Raw genomic sequence first — 20,379 nt, 5'->3', positions numbered from 1 at the left:
AATGGAATTTCTCGTTTCAATAATTGCAATAGCTTTAATGGTCATTGGGGCATTTGGTGTCATATTCATGAAAAAACCATTGGATAAGGTTATAATGTTTGACATAATGGATGCAGGATTTGTTTTGGTTGTTGTACTGTTCAAATATTTGGATGTTGCATTGTTTGCGGCATTGGCAGGTCCATTGTCAACTCTGGTATTCATTTTATCCATTGTGAAAATCAAGGAAATCAGAACCAATAAAATCGCAAGTGGTGAGGCTAATGATTAGTGTTTCATTATTTTTCTATTTCGGAATATTTCTAGCGATTGTGGGAAGTATTGCCACTGCATGGGGTCCGGGAGTCAGTGACCCTGTAGTCAGGACATTCAATACTGAAATCGCTTCAATCGGTGTTTGTCTGGTCTTATTATGCTACAATCATGTTTTGGCATTATTGACACTGCTTGCAACAACTGTTATTATTACATTAATTTTATTTAGAGCTATCATTCGTTTAGAAGAAATGGGGGCAGATGTATGAGGATTGGAGCATTATGGAATAGGTTGGCAGAACCTAAAAACATTCCACGTCTTTTTGCATTTAGCCTTGGAATAATTTTGATAATCGGTTTGGTCGTGCCTTTGGCATTGAATCCGGACCAGTTATATGTAAGACCTGCTCCTCAGGAGCAAGTTGATGAAGGTTTGGCCATTGCACCTTATGACAGAGGTGGAGTGCCTTTAAAAGAGCCTGGAAATATCGATCCTCAATATCCTGAAAATGCAGAGAGCTTAGGAATGATTACAGGATATATGTCACCGTTGTCAGAATGGGTGTCATCTGTTTCACCTTACTTCGGTACATCAATATATTCATCTCCAGGAGGACTTATAGATGAAATACTGTACTATACAAGGGGTTTCGATACAATACTTGAATCCAGTATCCTTATGATGTCATTCATCATTGCTTCATGGCTGTCTATCAATTATACCATGAACAGGAAAAATGATGAGGGCGAAATTAAAAAAGATGTAAAAAAGGCTATCAGCGATTCAAATAAGGTGGCTAGCCAAGTCAAGGCAAATGATGCCAAAGCAAGGGCAAAACAACTGAGGAGGGATAACTGATGTATGTTCCTCAGGAATTCATTAGCATGTACCTCCCTGCAATCTATGCAGGTTTGATTGTCGGTTTTATAGGAACAATGGCAATTGCAATCAACAGAAGGGAATTGCACATTCTCATCTTGACCGACATTGTAGGCCTTGCCATGATTTTTGTCGTTTCTGCAGTAGGAACCGATTTGGCGGAAGCGTTGATTTTACCTGGTTTGGTTGTTGAGCTGGCTGAAACCTTGGCCATTTCTGAAATTTTGATTACAAGGGAAATGCGTAAAATTGAACAGGACCCAAGAGCCAATTTGACCAAGTCTTCTTCAATTTTCCCACAGGCATTCTCCCTGGATATGGAAATCATGACCACTGCACCGAATTTCATTGCACTGGTCCTGATTGGTTATGGAATTTTCCTCACTGGTTTTACTGGAGGAGCAGTAGCTGGTGGAGGAATAGTGTTATATGCATTATCTAAAAAAGCAAGAGGACTTCCAGTATTGATGTTGGATGGAATTGCCGGTGTTTCCGGTATTGCATGGTGTTTATGGATAATAGGTTTCCTGTTATTCTTTGTAACTCCTCAATATTGGTTATTAAGTTTATTCTTGGCAGCATGTGGATTATTATTAAAGGTAGCTTCCAAAGTAGGTCTTATAGGTCTGCTTATGAGAGAGGACATCGATAACGAGTAGGTGAGAAAATGGATTTCGTTACACTTGGAGGAAATTTGCTTGGAACAATCCAGCTTGGAGACATTGTATTGTACCTGACTCCATTCAGCTTGTTCCTGTTTGCGGTTTTGCTCGGATTTACATTATTGATCGGGTTAAGTAAGCCTGAAACTCAAGTCGAAGCTACTATGCATTATCTGAATAATACTGAAGTTAAGGTAGGTCCAAAGGAGCTTAAGCAAAGAAGATTCCTGTCAGTTATTTGTGGACTCGCCTCTGCTGGAGCCATGATTACAGGAGATTTGTTCAACTTTACATTGTTCATGGCTTTGGTCGGTATCCTGAATATCGGTATCGTATCAGCAGTAAAGCAGACCAGCGTATTGAATTCAGCATTCAACTATGGTTTGATTGCCATGATGTGCAGTCTGCCACTGTTTGGTGGTGCTGCAATTATTCTTGCGGCAACCGGTACACTATCACTTGCGGCATTGTCTCAAATGCCTGCCAGTCCGATGGTTGTATTCGGAGCTGTGCTGATGTTATTGGGTATTCTGGGTGAAAGCGGTGTTGCACCGTTCTTTGCAAGTAAGGCAGAAATGTTCAGGACCGCAGGATCTCCGTATATTGTTATTATTCACTTAAGTTCATTGTTTATTATTGTAAGAGCTGTTGAAATATTATTATTGGTATTATGGTAGTGGGAGTATGGTAAATCAAAGAATTACTTGTATCATATTATTGGCTTTATCAACAATAGCTATTCTTGCTTGTCTGGTCATAGACTTTGAGGCATGGATAGTTTATACTGTAGCCATATTTGGTATTCCAACATGGGTTTTGTCTCTTGGTTTATTGACAATGGCCAAAGCAAAACCTGAAGATGTAGAAGAAAGAGTGAAGGAGCCATTCACAGGGTATTAAAGTGGTATTATGAATTTGATGGCAGAAATATTAATTCAAGTGATTATTGCATTCCTGGCGGGAAGCCTTCTTCTAGGTTTGCACAGAAAAGTGATGGCTCGTGTACAGAAACGTCCTGGACCGCCTATTGTCCAGCAATTGATACACTCTTTGAAATTCTTCTTTAAGGAAACAGCATTTCCAAAAACAGTATCTAAAGTATTTTACATTGGAATCGTATTTATCCTGGCATTGATCTGGATTGTCGGTGTCATTGTAGGGCCTGTAGCCAAGGATTCCCTATTGATATTGTTCGGTGTTTATGCGGTTTACAAGATTGTGGAGCATAACTCAGGTTCAAGTTCCGGTTCACCATACGGTAAGCTAAGCTGCGTAAGGGCAGTGCTTTCAGCGGCAACAGAACTTCCATTGTTTGCTGCAATTGTGTTTGTCTATTTGGTAACTGGTACAATGAACATCGGAGAAATCATAGCATACCAATCTGCCCATGGTCCATTAGTATTTTCAATTCCTCTTGCGGCATTGATGTTCTTCATGTTAATCATTACTAAATCCCCATACTCTCCGTTTGCTATAACAAAGGATAAGGTTTTGATTTCAGGATTTGAAACTGAGCACTTCGGATTCCTAAGAGGTTTCATGCTGTTTTCAGAGGCAATTGCATGGTATGTGTTGCTCTGGGTGTTCCTGACAATATTCTTCGGCCCATTGAATGCAGTAGGATATCTGATAGGAATGATTGTGATTTCATTTGTCACAGGTTTCATTAATGCGACAACACCATTATTAAGTCCGAATCATTCAGTAATGACTCAAATTACCATAGGAGCAATCTGCTTTGCAGGAACCGTACTGATGATATTTACAGGAGTGGTAGCATGAACAGCGAGGACGTAATTGTTTATTTCACAGCATTGGTGGCTATCGGAATAATTGTTGTAGGATTGTTGACTACTGCACTTCATTCATATCTCATTGCTCCGATAGTTATAATTGGAATTGTCCTGGCAGCTTTTGTATTGCTTTCAAAGGGCAATTTTGCACATAAGATAGAAAGTATAGAGAAAATATGTTTTGTAATAACATTCCTGGCAATAATTTGTTCATTTATATTGCTTTATAAACCTATGTAGGAGATATTATGTTAGACTATATGATTTATTTGATTACATTTGCTGCAGGATCCATTCTTGGGCTGCTATACAGCTATAAGCAACATGGGGAACCATTTGTTGCAGTAACCAAGTTCAATGTTCCATTTGCACTCGTTTCAATTGTAGGATGGGTTTTAGGATTTTGTTCAGGCAACATTATTTTATCAGCAATCGGTTTTCTCCTTGCAGGTTTTGTAATGGGTGAAAGACCGGGATACGGCAGAAAAGAGACTGCTGTAGGTTTAATTATAGCAATTATTGTATATTTATTATTGAATTGGTCATTATGATGTGATGGATATGGATGATGACGCTAAACTAGAATTGATGCAAAGAAGAATAGTTAAAAGTTATGCAGTGCAAAGAGATGTTATAGTTCCTCTTTCAGAGGAATTTGACTGTACTGTTGAAGAGCTGGAGGAAGTTTTCTTCCATTTATTTGACATGTCATCTCTTCAGGCATTACATGCGACATTCGAATCGGCTCAGGACATCTGCTTATACCAGAAGTTCAATGTTGATTTGAGGTTATGCTGGTTTAATGGCACATTAGAGATAATATCTGATGAAGATGCGAAAAACCTTAAAATGAAATTGGTTAATGAAGTCAAAAACGGCAAATCTTATGAGGATGCCTTAAAGGAAGGCCAATTAGAATTATTTGAATTGTTAAAAAAAGAAGCGAAATATTAATGTTTATTTAATTATTAGATAAAAGAGGGAGTACAATGTTTGATGCTATTAAGGATGTTGTGAGAAAAAGCTCAATTCACGTCTGCATAGTCAATTGCGGAGGATGCAACGGCTGTGATGTGGAATGTGTTGCGCTATTGTCTCCAAGATATGACCTGGAGCAATTTGGTATTTATGTTCACAACAATCCTCGTGAAGCTGATGTTCTATTGTTGACCGGTGCAGTAACCGAACAATGGAAGGACAATCTAAAAAGAATTTATGATAAGGCTCCTGAACCAAAAATAGCTGTAGCTGTTGGAAACTGTCCAATATCAGGGGATGTGTTTGCTCAGGAAGGAGGCCATGTAAATGCGCCTGCATCCAATTTCATCCCTGTTGCGGCAGAGATTCCTGGATGTCCGCCAAGGCCTAATGAGATCTTGGAAGCCATATTGGCTGTTGGACCTCAAGCTATTGCTGACAGAGGGAGGGAACAAAAATGATAGTGCCTATTGGTCCGATTCACCCAGCTTTAAAAGAGCCTATCAGATTGAAACTGCAAACTGAAGGTGAAAGAGTAGTTAAAGCGGAAATTGAATATGGTTATGTTCATAGGGGAATCGAAAAGATTATTGAAGGAAAGACTTGGCAGAAAGGAATTTATCTTTCAGAACGTGTTTGCGGTATCTGTTCATATGAACACACCCAGACATTTGCGGAAACCATTGAAGCAATTTCTGATGTGGATGTTCCTCCAAGAGCCCAATTTTTAAGGGTTATTGCAAATGAGCTTGACAGAATTCAAAGCCATTTCCTTGCAAATTCAACATTTTTCAAATCAATGGATCATGAAACCCTGTTCATGCACATGTTGGAATTGAGGGAATATGCAATGGACTCAATTGAACTTTTAACCGGAAATAGAGTCAATATGGGCTGGAACGTTGTTGGAGGCGTTAAGATGGATGCAGATGAACGCCACTTCGAACCGATACTTGAAAACCTTAAGAAAATCGAGGAACGCTTTGATATGGTTCGCGCATTGTTTGCAGAAGGTCCGGCACTGGCTTTAAGATGCAAAGGCATAGGATATATGTCCAAAAAAGAGGCAATTAAAGGAAGGTCAGTCGGCCCTATTGGAAGAGCTTCCGGCGTTAAGGAAGATTACCGTGTAGGTCACTATACATATGATGATTATTTTGATTTCAAGGTCATAAGAAGAACTGAAGGGGATAATTACGCAAGAACATTAACTAGATATGACGAAATTCCAGAATCAATTAGCCTTGTAAGGCAAGCTATTGAAAACATGCCTGATGGTGAAGTCCGTACTCCTGCTGAAATCAAATCAGGCTATGCGATGCGTAGAAATGAGGCCCCTCGTGGTGAAGTCACATACATGATAGAGACAAACGGCAATCTGATTAAAAACATTTCAATAAGGACTCCAAGTATTCCGAATATGGATTCCTGTGCAAAATACATGATTCGTGATGTGCCAACCGTTGCAGATGCTGTATCTACCTACGCTTCATGTGATCCGTGTGTTGCATGTGCAGAAAGGGTAGCTATCACTGACGAAGCCGGAAAAACCATTGTCAAAAGATGGGATGAGGTGATATAAGATGTCATCCCTGATGTGGTATATTTTTGATTTTGCCCGCAAGGCATGGGCTGATGCGTTCGCAAATGCAAAGAATGAACCTGAAATATCTGAAAAGCCTGACAGGTTCAGGGATTTTCCAGTTGTAAATAAGGAATACTGTATAGGATGTGGAGCATGTGTATCTTCTTGCCCTTCACCAAATGCTATAAAGCTGATTCGTGATGAGGATTCCGAAAGCGGAGAAGGTTTCACATATCCGGTAATCAAACTGGGAGCATGCATACGCTGCGGTTTTTGCGCTGAAGTATGTCCGACTGATCCGAAGACTTTGGAATGCGGTGAAAATCACCTGCTAATGCCTGAATTCAATATTATTCCATCAAAAAGGCAATATCTTGTTGATGATTATTTATGTATTAAATGTAAGAAGTGCTTGAAGCAATGTCCTGTCGATGCAATCAGTGAGATTGACGGAAAGGTTGTTGTGGACCAGCTCAAATGTATCTCCTGCGGAGATTGTGTGAAAATCTGTCCGGTAAGCGGTGCAATGAAGGCGGTATTTGTTGATAACCTTCAGGACCAGAGGGACCTGATTCTTTTATGTGTTGAGTATCTTGAGGATTACATTAACTCCAAGGAAGAGGATTTAAGGTCTCTTGAAAAGAATGGACTGCTGCAGTATGATGTTCCTCTATCCAACATATGGGATAAGGCATTGAAAATCATTCCCGATGAGGAAGTTGCCTTGGAAATCATAACCAATGCGGTTAACAGGCTTAAGGTCAGAATCATTGATTGGGACAAATCAAAATGTAAGAAATGCCAATTATGTATTCCTGACTGTCCTACCGGGTGCATTTCATTTGACGAGAAAGAGGATACTATTGTAAGAGAAAAGGATAGATGTTTAAGATGCAGTATTTGTTACCAGACATGTCCGTTTTCAGTAATCAAATACTTCATTTCCAAGTTCTCACTGGACGACGGTGAAAACATTCATGTTACAGTAAAGGCATCTAATCTGAATGAGGATATTTTTATGGAGTGAGTGTTATGATTGACAGTTTTACCAAAACACCAAGACCATTAAGGCACGTTGATGTCGATTTTGTCATTGACCAGACCAAATGTGCAGACTGCAAAGACAAGCCATGTCTTGAATCATGCCCTATCGATGCGGTTTATCTTGATGAATCAGATGGCCTTATAAAATTAAAAAGCACCTGCTTTGGCTGCGTGCTATGTCGTAACGCCTGTCCTTATGATGCAATTTCTCTCGATGTCAAAATGGACCCTCCATTAAAGGAAAACGTTCCGAACATTAACACCAAGCTCTGTAAGGCATGCGGAGCCTGTGTCCAAGCATGTAAGAACGGATCTATCCACATTGTTGCAGATGGAACCCATGAGCCTCACAGTGAAATAGACAAGGACACCTGCGTTAGATGCGGATACTGCTTTAGGGTGTGTCCTACCGATGCAATCAAGTATGGTGAACTGCTTCCTAAAACCGTTAAGGGAGGTAAGGCAGTCGTCATCAACCAGCCTAAATGTATCGGCTGTATGACCTGTACAAGGGTGTGCCCGTCAATGGGAGCCATTAATGTGGGCAGGACAAATAAATTGCCTTATATCAATCCTGGATACTGTGCAAGATGTGAAGAATGTATGCATTCTTGTCCTTCAGGGGCAATCAGGTACTCTTCACGTAAAAAGGCCTATAAGATGTATAGTGAGATAAAATCATATGATATCGTATCCAGCATCATAGATTATGACATTAAAAGATTATCCCTTGATTTGATCAGTCTGAATAAGGTTCTTCAAAAGGTGGGTAAGGCAATTGCCCTGGAATTCAACGACCAGAACTTTGAACATTTCATCGAATGCAAGGTTAATGACATGATGGAAAGGGAGCTGAAAATCAGCCTCAACACAAACATTGAAATAGATAAGTTCACAAAATTGGTCGGATCATACCTTATGGACAGAAACATTGAGGTTTATGATAAGAAATGTATAGCCTGTGGCGAATGTTATAATGTCTGTCCGGTAAATGCAATTGAGCAGAACGGTCCAAACCCAATCACAATCAATGATGATTGTATCTATTGTGGAAAATGTGTTGAAGTTTGCCAGTTTGATGCCATTGGCGCTTATGACGATTATTTCTACAGCAAAGATCAGGATTTATACTATGCCAGATCATTCTTATACAAGCAGAGAATTGGAGACTTTTCACTTTCAGACGACAAGTGTCAGGCATGTGCCATTTGTGTCAAGAACTGTCCTGTCGATGCTTTGACACTGACTGATGATGATAAGATTGAATTCGACGGCGAAAAATGTATCTATTGTAGAAACTGTGAAGCAATTTGTCCTTTGGATGCTATAAGAATTGTAAATTTCAGGTGAATCATGTTTGAAAAATCATTTATTACAGATTGTGAAGGACCGCTGACATTGAACGACAACGCTTTTGAAATAGCAGCCAAATTCATTGAAGACGGCGGTGAATTATTCAGGATTCTCAGTTTATATGATGATTACCTAGTTGACATTGTCAAAAAGGAAAACTATAAGGCAGGCAATACATTAAAGTTGATTTTGCCTTTCTTTGTAGTCGAGAATCTCACAAATTCTGATTTTATCGAGTTTTCAAAAAACAATATCTATGCAGTCAGGGATTCAAAATTCCTATTGGAATACTTGAAGGAAGCTATGAATACATACATTGTCAGTACAAGTTATGGCCAGTATATCGAAGCTGTCTCTGATTATATGGAAGTGCCTTTTGAAAACACATTCTATACAGATGTTGATATAGATTCCCTGCAATTAAATGATGAAGAAATTCAAAAAGTAAAGGAATTCAAGCAGTTGATTTTGGATAATCCTGATGACTATGAGCTCTTTGACGACATTTTCTTTGGCCAGATTACAGAAATGGGAATATATGATAAAATCAAGGATGTGGAAGTTGTTGGAGGGCAAGGAAAGAAGCTTGCCATTGATAGGATAATTGAAAGGGACGGCATCGACACCGGCGAAATTCTCTATATAGGCGACAGCATAACTGATGTCGAACCGCTTGAGTTCGCTCGCAGGAACAATGGAATAAGCATATCATTCAACGGCAATGAATATCCCTTAAAAGTGGCTGAAATAGCTGTTGTCTCACCAAGTGCCGTGACAACTGCCGTAATTGCAAATATTTATGCAGAACATGATAAGGAAAAAGTTTTAGAATTTATTAAAGATTATAATATTTCACAAGATTTAGAAAAACTATTCGATGACTACAATATTGACGAGGAAATCAAAAATAGGTTTTTCTCAGTATTTGACGATGACTGTCCAGTAATTCAGATAGTGACTGATGAAAACTTTGAAGACATATTGAAAGTCAGCAAGGAAATGAGGAATAATATTCGTGGTCAGGAGATAGGCGAATTAGGTTAGGTGTAAAAATGGATTATGATAAAGTAGAAGACACATTCTTTGAAGCTTTCGAAGGAAAATATGTAAGGGCTTTAATTACAGGACCTACTGAGGCAATTGTAAAAAGGGCAGCATATGATTCAACTTCAACTCCAAGTGCAGTAATAGGGAGGGTTGAAGGTGGAGTGGAAGGCTTTTTGGACGAGTCACAGACTCCGGATAACAGATTCGGTGCAATAGTGCAATACTGGCTAGGCGGGGATGATGTGGAAAAGTTCGCATTTGAACTGTCATACAGGTTAAGGCAGGACATATTGGTCAAGCCATTCACACGTATCTTTGACTACTCAGATAAGGACAGTGACGAATATATTGAGATGATGGACATTGTGGGTCACTGCGGTGACGGATACGAATGGATCGTTGAGGAATACGGAAGAAGGATGATTAATGTGCCTATCGCCGTGCCGGATTTCCAGATTGAAGAGAAATTCAAAATAAATGACGGAACCATGGGAGGCAACTTCTGGTATTTATGTGAAACTCCGGAAGCTGTTATAAATGCAGGAGATGCTATCATTGAAGCCATCATGAATGTTGAAGGTGCAACCGCACCATTCGATATCTGTTCAGCTGCTTCAAAGCCTGAAACAAATTTCCCTGAAATCGGTCCGACAACAAATCACTTTTATTGCCCTTCACTGAAGGAACGCTTGGGTGATGAATCCAAAGTTCCGCAGGGCGTCAACTACATTCCTGAAGTTGTCATAAATGCAATTGATGAGGAATCAATGAATAAGGCCGTCAAGGCAGGAATAGATGCTGCTTTGGAATTTGACGGCGTAATTGGAATATCCGCAGGTAACTTTGACGGTAAACTTGGGGATAAGAATATAAATTTATTAGATATCTTGAAGTAAGGTTTTAAAATGGAAATATTCGATAATGATTTAAATGCTGAAGTCATTGGATTTGGAGCATTGAATGTGGACAAGCTCTATTCAGTAGAAAATATAGTCTCAAAGGATGAGGAAAGTTTCATCAAAAGCGAAACAGACACTCCTGGAGGTTCAGCAGCCAACACTATAGTGGGATTGTCCCGCTTAGGATGTTCAACATCAATCATCGGAAAGATTGCTGAAGATGAGGACGGGGATTTGATAGAATACCATTTGGCTGTTAATGGGGTTTATTCAAATAATCTGATCTACTCAGAAACAGGTTCAACAGGAAAATGCCTCGGATTTGTTGACGAGGACGGCGAAAGATGCCTTTACATCGACCCTGGAGTAAATGATGAAATCAAAATAGGTGAAATAAATCCATTGAACATTATGAGATGCAAGATAATGCATTATACCTCATTTGTTGGAGATTCATTCAAAACACAAATCGAATTGTTGGAAATGCTCAACGACCAATGCGTATTAAGTTTTGATCCTGGAATGCTATACGTCCAGAAAGGTTTTGACGAATTAAAACCTATACTTGAGAGAACTAACATATTATTGATAAATGAAGCAGAATTAAGATTATTATGTAATAATAATAAAAGTCCTTTAAAAGAATTGGCTATTGGATTTTTGGATTTGGGAATTGAAACCGTTGTTGTCAAGAAAGGTGCAGAGGGAGTATTTGCAATGAACAACTCCACCGAATGTGAGGTTGAATCATTCGAATGCAGTGTTGTCGACACTACCGGTGCCGGAGACAGTTTCAATAGCGGATTTTTATATTCCTATTTGAAAGGATATGATTTGGAGAAATCCTGTAAAATCGGAAATTGGGTGGCCAGCAGGGCTATTGAAGGATTTGGAATGGAAAAATTCCCAACTCTAAAGGATTTGGAGGATTTTTTTAAAATATAAATTTTATTAAATAAATTATTCAGTGGGTATAAAAATGAATGTATCTTTTATAAAACAGATAAAGGACTTGGAGCGAGAAGTACTTTTAAAATCTGTTGAATTAGATGATGATGGTGACGATTTTCAATTTGAACTAGATGATTTTAGTGCTAATGAGGAGATATTTGCCGTTTCACCGAGATGCGTAAGGTGCAATACCTGTGTCGGAGAATGTCCAGTTGATGCAATCGAACCGGCCAATATCTTTAGGATGGCTAAAATAACTGATAAATGTGTCAAATGTGAAATTTGTATTCAAACTTGTCCCGTTTCCGCAATAAAGATGATTGACAATTCAATCACTTATGACCATGAGGACGAACGTGAGGTAATTGAATATAATTTATCCAATGTCAGTTGTGCTCATAGAGTAATTCGTATGAATGACATTTCAATTGATTATTCGGTCGATGATAACAATTGGGATGATTGTGCATCATTATGTCCGACTAACGCATTTACTATGGAATTTAAGGAATTCTTTGAGAATTTGAATATGGATTTGGGGATAGAGCTAATCGACGATGAATTATATCCATACATCCATGAGAAAATGTGTATCGGATGCGGTGCCTGTCGCGAAATCTCACTAAATGACTTTGCAATTAATCTGGACCGGTATATCGGACCAATTATCCACTCCAGATTGATTGAAATAAACCATGAATCTTGCGTAAACTGTTATTTATGTGAAGAGAATTGTCCGACAGGTGCTATAGAGCTGGTAGATGGTGAAGTTATCCTTGACAATGATAAATGCATAAGATGCACTGAATGCACAAATCATTGTCCTGTAGGTGCTTTGAAAAGAGTAGAAATTGAATAATATGGGGGCTGTTTATGAAAGCTAAAGAATTAATGGATAAAGACTTTGTATACTTGAATGCTGATGACAGCGTCATTGACGCTTCAAAAGCTATGGAAGATGTCAGGCGTTTTACCTGTCCTGTTGTAAATGATAAAAAACAATTAATAGGATGGATTACAGCGTTTGATATTACAAAAGGTTTAAGGGAAGGTAAAGAAAAGATTTCAGAAGTAATGAGCAGTTGTGAGGAAGTTGCATCTGTCCATGAAGATGATCCTGCAAGAAAGGCAGTAATTTTAACCGCCAACAACAAGTTCGTCACCGTTCCCGTTGTGAATGATGACAATCAGGTAATCGGTATGGTTCGTGCCTGCGATATTGTTGAACTTCTGTCCAACCTTTATGACATCAAGGTTGTAAAACTATACAAAGCAATGCAAAACCAGCTTAACGGCGTAACTTGGGAAGAGTTAATGGCCGCTTCCGCATTGGTATCTAAAAAGACTACAGGTAAAAAGATTTCCCCTGAGGAATATGAAGCCAATATTATGGATTCTACATTCGGTGAAGCTATCTGGGCAACCGGAGGTCTTGAAAAATTCTTTGCCGGTTTGATTTCCGTTGGAGAAATGGTAATTGCCCGCCGTGTAGGAAGGGCTAAAAAATAAATATAAAGTGATAATTATGCGTGAATATAATGAATATCAGGATAAGACAATCCTTGTAACCGGTGGAGCAGGTTGCGTTGGAAGTAATCTGACTCGTAAATTTGCAGATTTAGGAGCTGGAAAAGTAATCATATTGGATAATCTTTCATCAGCTTACGAATGGAATATCTCCCCTAGGGACAATATCGAATTTATTCAGGGAGATATTTTGGATGATGCCGTATTAAAGAGGGTATTCAAGCAAAAACCGGATTATGTATACCACCTGGCGGCACACTTTGCAAACCAGAACAGTGTCGATAATCCTGAAAAGGACCTGATGGTCAACGGTATCGGTATTCTAAAGGTGCTTCAGTATGCGCAGCTCACAGGCGTTGACAGGTTTGTTTACTCTTCATCAGGTTGTGGAGTTTACGGGCTTGATTCCAAAATGCCGTTTGAAGAACATGATATTTCAATTTCACTACACACCCCATATCAAGTAACAAAACTCTTAGGAGAGCTTTACACCAACTACTTCCATAACTTATATGACATGAATATCGTAAACGCAAGATTCTTCAATGTATTCGGTCCTGGTGAAGTTCCGGGCAAATACAGAAACGTAATTCCAAACTTCATGTACTGGTCCAAAAACGGACAGGCGCTTCCAATTACCGGTGACGGTTCAGAAACAAGGGACTGGACATTTGTAGATGACATCTGCAATGGTTTAATTGCAATGGGTGTCGAAGAGGAAGCTATCGGTGAAGCAATTAACTTGGGTTCCGGAAAAGACCACAGGGTAATCGACATGGCAAACAAGGTTAACGCATTGACCGGAAACGAAGCCGGAATCAACTATGTTGCCCGTCGTGATTGGGATGCAAAAACCAAGCTATTGTCTTCAATCGAAAAGGCGAAAGACATCTTAGGATATTCACCTAAAGTCTCCTTTGATGACGGCCTTGAAAGGACTCATGACTGGTTCTGTGAGAACTGGGAAAACATTCAAAAATCAGCGGAGTTCTAAAAGAACTCTTTTCCCCCCATTTTTCCTGAAAATCTGATGATTTTTAGGAACTTTTCTAATTTTCATTAATTATTTATATTCACTTCAACAAAATTTCAATATAGTTAGGTGAATTCATGCAAAGTAAAAGGGTAATTTTATTAATCTTGCTAGTTTTCATATGCGTCAATATTGCGGCGGTTTCAGCTAATGATTCAAACGCCACTGACAATATTGAACTGGATAATGCGGATATTCTTGAATTGGATGCAAATGCGACCTCCTTAAATAGCGAAGAGAGTTTGGATGATGATATTGAAAAGGCATCTCCTTCAATCACGCTAGGCAATGAGGATGAGGATACTGAAAAGACCACGCCTGCAATCTCATTAAGCTCCAGCAATGTAAAAAGCAAGGACACATTGGAGATATATATTAAGAATTCAACAGGAGACCCTATAACATCAAAGCAATTCACCGCAGTGTTGAACCAAAAGACATATTCGCTTAAAACCGATTCCAAAGGATCTTCAAGGATAGACATTGACTTGCCTGCAAATTCCTATAATTTAAGGGTTGTTCTTGATGAGGATGACAGTTTCAAAGGTGTGACTAAGGAGTTCACCATAAAAGTCTCAAAGGTGTCAACCCAAATCACTGAATCCGCAAATTTTGTACAAAGGAATAAGTATCTTTATTTCCAGTTGACCGACAGCAACCGAAATGTCATTTCAGGAAAAAAGGTTAGCATAAAATTTAATGGCAAGACCTATACCCGAAAGACAAATTCAAACGGGCAGGTTTCAATAAAAATCAAGTCCTACAAATATAAGAATTCAATCAAGATAAAATTCAATGGGGACAATCAGTTCGCATCTTCATACAAGAAATTAAAGTTTTATGTTGTAACAGAACAGTTTTCCATAAATATTGGCAATTCCAAGTTTCTTACAAATGGTTTTATCAGGTTTTACTTGAAACATGCGGATAATCCCATATCCAAAAAGACAGTCACAATAAAAGTTGGCGGCAAGAAATTTAAACTAAAGACCAATTCTGAAGGCATTGCAGTAATCAAACCAAATCTTAAGGCAGGAATTTATAATGTTAAAGCCAAGTACAGCAAATATTACTCAACTAAAAACCTCAAATGCCGCAATGGATATGTTATGGATCCATTAAATGAAATCATTCCATTGAAGAACGGCAAGCCAGATGTTGATTTGATGCCAAAAAATTATGTCTGGGGAGATGGAAATGCCAAATACACCCTCAAGAAATCACAATATCGTGAAGTTTTAAAAAGGGACAGCTACTGCTTGTTTTTAAATGGTAAATTGACAAAATATACATTCTTCAAAACCAAGTATCATAATACCTTAAACCACATTATCAAACGTGAAAAGTGGAACGTCATAGAAAGGAAGATTAATTATATGCTGGTTGAAAAGAACAGGAACAAATTTTGGCCGGAAAAGATAACGGTTTCACTTAAGGGCAAATCATATAAGTATCCATGGGTAAGGGACCCTCAGGATAATGGGCACACATGCGGTCCGACTTCATGCAGCATGTGCAGCCAGGTCTTAAAGAACTATGTCTGTGAGAGATACCTTGCAAAACTGGCCAAGACAGATGAATATGGAACCAGCTGCAACAATATGATTGTGGCAATGGAAAAGAATAAGTTCTCTGCTGATTATTTTTATAAGTCCACATTTGGATATGCATTGAAAGAAGTCAAAAATGGTGGTGCTGCCTTAATATTCCATGCATATAACCATTATGTAAGCATTCTGGACATCAGCAAGGACGGCAAGAAGGTATTGGTAAGCAATTCCTACGGCACTTACGATAATATCCCTACAGGATGGGTAAAGGTCAGCTACATGAAAAAGAAATTCTCCAACATTGACGAAAGTCTGATTGTAAAACTCAATTATAAGCTGTCCGATTCAACAAAAAATAAGATTAATAATTATTATTCCAACATGGGGAAAAATTGGGTTGCAAAAGACACCCATCAATCCATTGGAGGAATATGAATAAAATTACTTTTTGATACTATGTGGAGACTGATTTGGCCGATTTTAATAGTAATACTTTCAAACACATTCTATAATGTGTGCATGAAATCAATGCCGTCAGATGTCAATCCGTTTGGTGCACTGATGGTTACATACCTTGTTGCAGCCATTATTTCTGCGATTATTTTTGCATTTTCAGTCGGACCTTCAAATATGGGTGCAGAATTGTCTAAAATCAACTGGACATCTGTCATTTTGGCATTGGCTATTGTGGGTCTTGAAGTGGGATACGTATTTGTATATCGTGCAGGCTGGGCGGTAAGCACAGCTTCAGTAGTTGCAAACATTGGCCTTGCATGCGTTTTAATATTTGTAGGCTATTTCCTATATAGAGAGAATATTTCAATCAATCAGATTGTTGGAGTAGTCCTTTGCATGTTTGGTTTGGTTCTGATTAATATTTAGATGGTGATAATATGAGATGTCCTGTATGTGGTGCCTGGGTTGAGCCGGGAGAGGAATACTGTCCGAATTGCGGATATGATGTTTACTGTATTGATGAGGAAGATGATTTTTAGGAAGTTGAACTCATGAACTGTCCTAGATGCGGATCTTGGATTGATGTGGGTGAGCCATTTTGCCCTGATGTGTGTATAATGATTCTGATGATGACGACGAAGAGGATGATTTTTATTAATCATTATATTTTTTCATTTTCGACATTGCTTTTATTATAGATTACTTTTTGTTAAATTTATTCATATTTTTTTTTTAATTAATATAATATTTTGGGTTTTTATTATCATTTTGTTAATAATTTCAACAGTAAGATTGCATTATTGTGAATATATGCATTAAATAAACCCAAATTGTAATTTTCTTTTCTTTTTTCTATTTTTTCCTTTTTTTATAATAAATTATTTAAAAGATTTTAAATAAATATCATATTATCTTACATTTGGAGGAATAATATGAATAAAAGTGATTTGAAAAGAGATTATTTCATGCTTAAGGGCCCACTTGCCAAAAAGGGTTATGATTGGTGGTGGCATTCATTCACTGGTTACAATAAGAAAACCGGTGAAGCGAGACCATTTTTCATAGAATATTTTACATGCAACCCTGCATTGGCTGAAGACGAACCTGTCCTTGGTCAGGATCCTGAAAACCAAAAAGCAGGAAAACAACCGTCATATTGTATGATTAAGGCAGGAGCATATGGTAAGGAACCTAAACAGATTCATAATTTTTACTCAATGAAATACTTCAACTGCCCCGATGATGAGCTTAACATCCAGGTTGGGGACTGCAGCTTGACAGAAACACATATGAGCGGATTTTCAAGAGTGTCTGAAGAGGATGCCAAAAATCACCCTGAATACATGTCCGACGCAGGAGACATGATGTGGGATTTGGATATTGACAAGCAAATCACATTCAACGTGGGTTATGGTGCAAGCTCATTATTCAGAAAACTGAACTCCTTTGAAATGTTCTGGCATGCAGAAGGAATCAAAACCCAATACAGCGGAACTGTCTGGCTGGATGGGGAAGAATATGAAGTGATTCCTGAAAAATCATACGGATATGCCGATAAGAACTGGGGAGGGGACTTCACCTCACCATGGCTTTGGATTTCCTCATGTAATATAACAAGCCTTATCAGCGGTAAAAAATTGAATAACTCCGCATTTGAGGCAGGAGGCGGAAGGCCAAAGGCATTTGGTATCGAACTGCCTCGTAAGCTGTTAATAGGCTTCTACTACGAAGGAACAATGTATGAATACAACTTCGCCAGATTCTGGAATATGGTCAAAATAGACTTTGATTTCCAGGAAGGTGAAGACGTTCACACATGGCATGTTAATGCAAGCAACAGAAACTCAAGAATGGAACTGGTGCTTTACTGCAAACGTGATGAAATGATGCTTTTCAACTACGAAGCGCCAGACGGTAAAAAACGACACAACCGCCTATGGAATGGTGGAAGCGGATACGGCGAAATCAAACTATACAAAAAGGACGGTACATTAATTGACCATGTAAAAATCGAAAATGCGGGCTGTGAATACGGGGAGTATGATGACGAATGATATTCACAGACATCATTGCATTAATTATAGTATATGTTTATGTGGCGGTCATTTTCGTTATAGCGGAAATGGTCTTAAAGACTCGCCCTGAAGTTTCACGTAAGTTTCTGCACATCATGGTAGGTAACATGATATTTGCCATGCCGTTTTTCTCAGATCCATGGGTAATGGTATGGTTTTTAACACTGCCTATCACAATAGGACTGTTCTTCTTGACTGAATACTCACCAATCAAAATAGAAAACAGCGTAACCGAATCCGGCCATGCGTTGGGATTGTTTTTCTATGCGCTGATTTGGACAGTATTGATTGCAGTATTTGCAATGATTTCACCGGCAAACGATCCTAAATACTACATATGGATTGTGGCATTGGCCATTGTTCCTATGGTATACGGTGACGGATTTGCAGCATTGATAGGTCAAAAATTCGGAAAGGTCAAATACACAGTGTTCGGAGGTACAAAATCTCTTGAAGGATCACTTACCATGTTCGTAATCACCTCCGTAATGAGCGTATTTGTCTGGATGGTTTTCACATCAATCGGATGTACAATGCCTGAATTCAATATTGTCAACATATTGCTGATTTCAGCGGTAGCAACAATATGTGAAGCGTTCAGTTATGGTGGAATTGACAACTTGTCAGTTCCTGCAGTAACTGCAATTTTATATTATTTAGTAGCTGTATTATAGCTACTATTTTTAACATCTTTTTTTTGCATTTCAGTGGCCAATTTTTGCATCTTGGAAACATCGCCAAATAGCCATTTATATAGACTTTTACCAAGTTATATTAACGAATTGTTAATAGGTGTAAAAATGGATTTAAGACAAAGAGCTGAAAAAAGAGTTGATGCGAAAATCGAATTTCAAGAAAATCTATTTAAATATTTAATCGTAAATGTAATAATAGCAATTATTTGCCTGTTATTCCTGCAAAGTTTTTGGCTATTGTTCTTGGTGATGATTTTTTGGGGATTTGACGTTTTGGATAAGTTTTTCAAAGCCTATTCCATTAAAGACTATCGAGAAGAAATGATTGAAAAGGAAATTTCAAAAATGGGTGAATAAGATGTCTGATAATTTATACAAACGAGCTGAAGAAATAGTTGAGAAAAAAATAAAATTCTATAGGAATTTACAAGCATATATTATAGTCAATGCATTTTTGGCTGTGATTAATTGGTTTTTCACACCGGAATTCTGGTGGGTATTGTTCCCGGTATTTTTCTGGGGAATAGGTGTTTTTAAAGACTTTTTAATGGCATTTGTATTTGTTGATAGGTTCAGTGACGATTACAGAGAACGTAAAATTCAAGAGGAAATGGAAAAATTGAAGGCATAGATTATGAAGGTAAACTTATTTGTTTCAAGGGATATTGAAGAGCCTTATGCAGATATTCACACTAATGAACTGACGGATAATGTTGCAAAAGCCATGTCCATTCTGGAAAGTGATGAATCATCTGATATGGTTGCCGTAAAGAAGGGATCTGACATTGCACTTCTGCAGATGGATGAGATATTCATGTTCAGGGTTGAAGACAAGCAGGTTAAAGTGTATTCTGAAAATAGTGAGTATCTGATTAAAAAGCCATTATATCAGGTTGAAGAGACTTTAAGCAGTGATTTTGTAAGAATTTCAAAATCCACTATCGTTAATCTGAAAAAGATTGAGCGTGTAGCCCCTTCACTTAAGGGAATGATGTTTATAGAGTTGAAAAATGGCTTAAAGGACAATATCTCAAGAAAATATTTGCCTGAATTTAAACAGGCTTTGGATTTGTAGGTGAGAAAATGAAAATTGATTTGATTAAAAGATTAGCGATGGGCGCTTTTGTCGGTTGTTTTATCGTGATGCTTGTTATGGTCTTAATTTCTTTACAGAGCGGCCCTCAAAATGTTCATTTTGACGGAGTTACAATAATAAATGCATTTTTAGGTTCAATTGTTGTCGGTTGGGGATTTTCCCTGACTGGGCTGATATATGAAAGGGAAGATGTCGCATTTTCTCTTCAGGTTGCATTTCAAATGGGAATCGGAATGTTGATTCTGTTTATAGTTGCCGTTTACCTTCAGTGGATGCCGGTCAACTTGGGAATCGGCATTATCATTGAATGGATCATCATAGCATGCATTTTTGCGGCAATTTCATGGTGCGGTTTTTACATCTATTATTATCTTGTCGCACGTGAAATAAATAAGAAAATCCTAAATAAGTAAATGGCTATGCTATTTGCTTCCTTTTTTTATTTTTTCATATAGATTACTCAATTCTCCAATTCGATTTTTTTAAAACAAGTATTGTTT

Annotated in this window: 30 protein-coding genes; all 30 read left to right on the top strand. The window is 38.2% G+C overall.

All coding sequences use genetic code 11. The annotated features are described in order from the left end of the window. The first annotated feature begins 1 nt into the window (after position 1). The 30 genes from E7Z79_RS03640 to E7Z79_RS03500 all read left to right on the top strand — a co-directional run bounded on the left by E7Z79_RS03640 (position 2) and on the right by E7Z79_RS03500 (position 20,292). A complete protein-coding gene (locus tag E7Z79_RS03640; RefSeq protein WP_369693426.1) occupies positions 2-271 on the top strand; it encodes a DUF2108 domain-containing protein in 270 nt (89 codons plus the stop codon). After that, positions 264-524, top strand: coding sequence for a DUF2107 family protein (locus tag E7Z79_RS03635; RefSeq protein ID WP_292886793.1), 261 nt, complete (start codon positions 264-266; stop codon positions 522-524). The genes E7Z79_RS03640 and E7Z79_RS03635 overlap by 8 nt, the downstream gene beginning before the upstream one ends. Next, on the top strand, positions 521-1,114 hold the full coding sequence (locus tag E7Z79_RS03630; RefSeq protein WP_303738618.1) for an EhaF family protein: 594 nt from the start codon (positions 521-523) through the stop codon (positions 1,112-1,114). The genes E7Z79_RS03635 and E7Z79_RS03630 overlap by 4 nt, the downstream gene beginning before the upstream one ends. After that, positions 1,114-1,794, top strand: coding sequence for an EhaG family protein (locus E7Z79_RS03625; RefSeq protein ID WP_303738617.1), 681 nt, complete (start codon positions 1,114-1,116; stop codon positions 1,792-1,794). The genes E7Z79_RS03630 and E7Z79_RS03625 overlap by 1 nt, the downstream gene beginning before the upstream one ends. Before the next feature lie 8 nt (positions 1,795-1,802). Further along, the gene (locus tag E7Z79_RS03620) at positions 1,803-2,474 is read left to right on the top strand and encodes a hypothetical protein (RefSeq protein ID WP_303738616.1); all 672 of its coding nucleotides are present in this window, start codon (positions 1,803-1,805) and stop codon (positions 2,472-2,474) included. A gap of 7 nt (positions 2,475-2,481) precedes the next feature. Further along, positions 2,482-2,697 (top strand): DUF788 domain-containing protein, encoded by a 216-nt coding sequence (locus tag E7Z79_RS03615; RefSeq protein ID WP_303738615.1) that lies wholly within the window; start codon positions 2,482-2,484, stop codon positions 2,695-2,697. A gap of 9 nt (positions 2,698-2,706) precedes the next feature. Next, positions 2,707-3,579, top strand: coding sequence for a respiratory chain complex I subunit 1 family protein (locus E7Z79_RS03610; RefSeq protein WP_303738614.1), 873 nt, complete (start codon positions 2,707-2,709; stop codon positions 3,577-3,579). Continuing rightward, a complete protein-coding gene (locus E7Z79_RS03605; protein WP_303738613.1) occupies positions 3,576-3,830 on the top strand; it encodes a hypothetical protein in 255 nt (84 codons plus the stop codon). The genes E7Z79_RS03610 and E7Z79_RS03605 overlap by 4 nt, the downstream gene beginning before the upstream one ends. 8 nt (positions 3,831-3,838) lie before the next feature. After that, entirely contained in the window at positions 3,839-4,141 is a 303-nt protein-coding gene (locus E7Z79_RS03600) for an energy-converting hydrogenase subunit EhaL family protein (RefSeq protein ID WP_303738612.1), read from the top strand. Between the two features lie 4 nt (positions 4,142-4,145). Beyond that, positions 4,146-4,544 carry a DUF1959 family protein gene (locus tag E7Z79_RS03595; protein WP_303738611.1) on the top strand — a complete coding sequence of 133 codons (399 nt, stop codon included), beginning with the start codon at positions 4,146-4,148 and terminating at the stop codon, positions 4,542-4,544. A 35-nt stretch (positions 4,545-4,579) separates the two neighbouring features. Beyond that, on the top strand, positions 4,580-5,029 hold the full coding sequence (locus tag E7Z79_RS03590; RefSeq protein ID WP_303738610.1) for an NADH-quinone oxidoreductase subunit B family protein: 450 nt from the start codon (positions 4,580-4,582) through the stop codon (positions 5,027-5,029). Then, on the top strand, positions 5,026-6,150 hold the full coding sequence (locus tag E7Z79_RS03585) for a nickel-dependent hydrogenase large subunit (RefSeq protein ID WP_303738609.1): 1,125 nt from the start codon (positions 5,026-5,028) through the stop codon (positions 6,148-6,150). Before E7Z79_RS03590 ends, E7Z79_RS03585 begins: the two co-directional genes overlap by 4 nt. A gap of 1 nt (position 6,151) precedes the next feature. Then, positions 6,152-7,180, top strand: coding sequence for a 4Fe-4S binding protein (locus E7Z79_RS03580; RefSeq protein WP_303738608.1), 1,029 nt, complete (start codon positions 6,152-6,154; stop codon positions 7,178-7,180). Continuing rightward, entirely contained in the window at positions 7,177-8,547 is a 1,371-nt protein-coding gene (locus E7Z79_RS03575; RefSeq protein ID WP_369693425.1) for a 4Fe-4S binding protein, read from the top strand. The genes E7Z79_RS03580 and E7Z79_RS03575 overlap by 4 nt, the downstream gene beginning before the upstream one ends. A gap of 3 nt (positions 8,548-8,550) precedes the next feature. Continuing rightward, positions 8,551-9,594 carry a hypothetical protein gene (locus tag E7Z79_RS03570; protein WP_303738606.1) on the top strand — a complete coding sequence of 348 codons (1,044 nt, stop codon included), beginning with the start codon at positions 8,551-8,553 and terminating at the stop codon, positions 9,592-9,594. 8 nt (positions 9,595-9,602) lie between these two features. Continuing rightward, complete coding sequence (locus E7Z79_RS03565) at positions 9,603-10,493, top strand: formylmethanofuran--tetrahydromethanopterin N-formyltransferase (RefSeq protein ID WP_303738605.1); 891 nt, start codon at positions 9,603-9,605, stop codon at positions 10,491-10,493. A 9-nt stretch (positions 10,494-10,502) separates the two neighbouring features. After that, positions 10,503-11,441 (top strand): carbohydrate kinase family protein, encoded by a 939-nt coding sequence (locus tag E7Z79_RS03560; RefSeq protein ID WP_303738604.1) that lies wholly within the window; start codon positions 10,503-10,505, stop codon positions 11,439-11,441. A gap of 34 nt (positions 11,442-11,475) precedes the next feature. Beyond that, positions 11,476-12,306, top strand: coding sequence for a 4Fe-4S binding protein (locus E7Z79_RS03555; RefSeq protein ID WP_303738603.1), 831 nt, complete (start codon positions 11,476-11,478; stop codon positions 12,304-12,306). Positions 12,307-12,320: 14 nt separating this feature from the next. Then, positions 12,321-12,956 carry an HPP family protein gene (locus E7Z79_RS03550; protein WP_303738602.1) on the top strand — a complete coding sequence of 212 codons (636 nt, stop codon included), beginning with the start codon at positions 12,321-12,323 and terminating at the stop codon, positions 12,954-12,956. A 16-nt stretch (positions 12,957-12,972) separates the two neighbouring features. Then, positions 12,973-13,968 carry an NAD-dependent epimerase/dehydratase family protein gene (locus E7Z79_RS03545; RefSeq protein WP_303738601.1) on the top strand — a complete coding sequence of 332 codons (996 nt, stop codon included), beginning with the start codon at positions 12,973-12,975 and terminating at the stop codon, positions 13,966-13,968. A 116-nt stretch (positions 13,969-14,084) separates the two neighbouring features. Continuing rightward, positions 14,085-15,992: a cysteine peptidase family C39 domain-containing protein gene (locus tag E7Z79_RS03540; protein WP_303738600.1), complete on the top strand. Its 1,908-nt coding sequence runs from the start codon at positions 14,085-14,087 to the stop codon at positions 15,990-15,992. A gap of 21 nt (positions 15,993-16,013) precedes the next feature. Further along, entirely contained in the window at positions 16,014-16,439 is a 426-nt protein-coding gene (locus E7Z79_RS03535; protein WP_303738599.1) for an EamA family transporter, read from the top strand. A gap of 11 nt (positions 16,440-16,450) precedes the next feature. Next, on the top strand, positions 16,451-16,552 hold the full coding sequence (locus E7Z79_RS03530) for a zinc-ribbon domain-containing protein (RefSeq protein ID WP_303738598.1): 102 nt from the start codon (positions 16,451-16,453) through the stop codon (positions 16,550-16,552). 12 nt (positions 16,553-16,564) lie between these two features. After that, positions 16,565-16,711: a DUF2116 family Zn-ribbon domain-containing protein gene (locus tag E7Z79_RS09710; protein ID WP_369693424.1), complete on the top strand. Its 147-nt coding sequence runs from the start codon at positions 16,565-16,567 to the stop codon at positions 16,709-16,711. 234 nt (positions 16,712-16,945) lie between these two features. Next, positions 16,946-18,067, top strand: a complete 1,122-nt coding sequence (locus tag E7Z79_RS03525; protein ID WP_303738597.1) for a tocopherol cyclase family protein — start codon at positions 16,946-16,948, stop codon at positions 18,065-18,067. Next, entirely contained in the window at positions 18,064-18,762 is a 699-nt protein-coding gene (locus E7Z79_RS03520) for a diacylglycerol/polyprenol kinase family protein (RefSeq protein WP_303738596.1), read from the top strand. The genes E7Z79_RS03525 and E7Z79_RS03520 overlap by 4 nt, the downstream gene beginning before the upstream one ends. Positions 18,763-18,888: 126 nt before the next feature. Then, positions 18,889-19,140 carry a 2TM domain-containing protein gene (locus E7Z79_RS03515; RefSeq protein ID WP_303738595.1) on the top strand — a complete coding sequence of 84 codons (252 nt, stop codon included), beginning with the start codon at positions 18,889-18,891 and terminating at the stop codon, positions 19,138-19,140. A gap of 1 nt (position 19,141) precedes the next feature. Next, on the top strand, positions 19,142-19,414 hold the full coding sequence (locus tag E7Z79_RS03510; RefSeq protein ID WP_303738594.1) for a 2TM domain-containing protein: 273 nt from the start codon (positions 19,142-19,144) through the stop codon (positions 19,412-19,414). A 3-nt stretch (positions 19,415-19,417) separates the two neighbouring features. Beyond that, complete coding sequence (locus E7Z79_RS03505; protein WP_303738593.1) at positions 19,418-19,858, top strand: LytTR family DNA-binding domain-containing protein; 441 nt, start codon at positions 19,418-19,420, stop codon at positions 19,856-19,858. An 8-nt stretch (positions 19,859-19,866) separates the two neighbouring features. Further along, the gene (locus E7Z79_RS03500; RefSeq protein WP_303738592.1) at positions 19,867-20,292 is read left to right on the top strand and encodes a DUF3021 domain-containing protein; all 426 of its coding nucleotides are present in this window, start codon (positions 19,867-19,869) and stop codon (positions 20,290-20,292) included. Positions 20,293-20,379 lie beyond the last annotated feature (87 nt).

Source organism: Methanobrevibacter thaueri, from assembly GCF_015062905.1.
Classification (GTDB): Archaea; Methanobacteriota; Methanobacteria; order Methanobacteriales; family Methanobacteriaceae; genus Methanocatella; species Methanocatella thaueri_A.
This window is presented reverse-complemented; position numbering and strand designations above follow the sequence as displayed.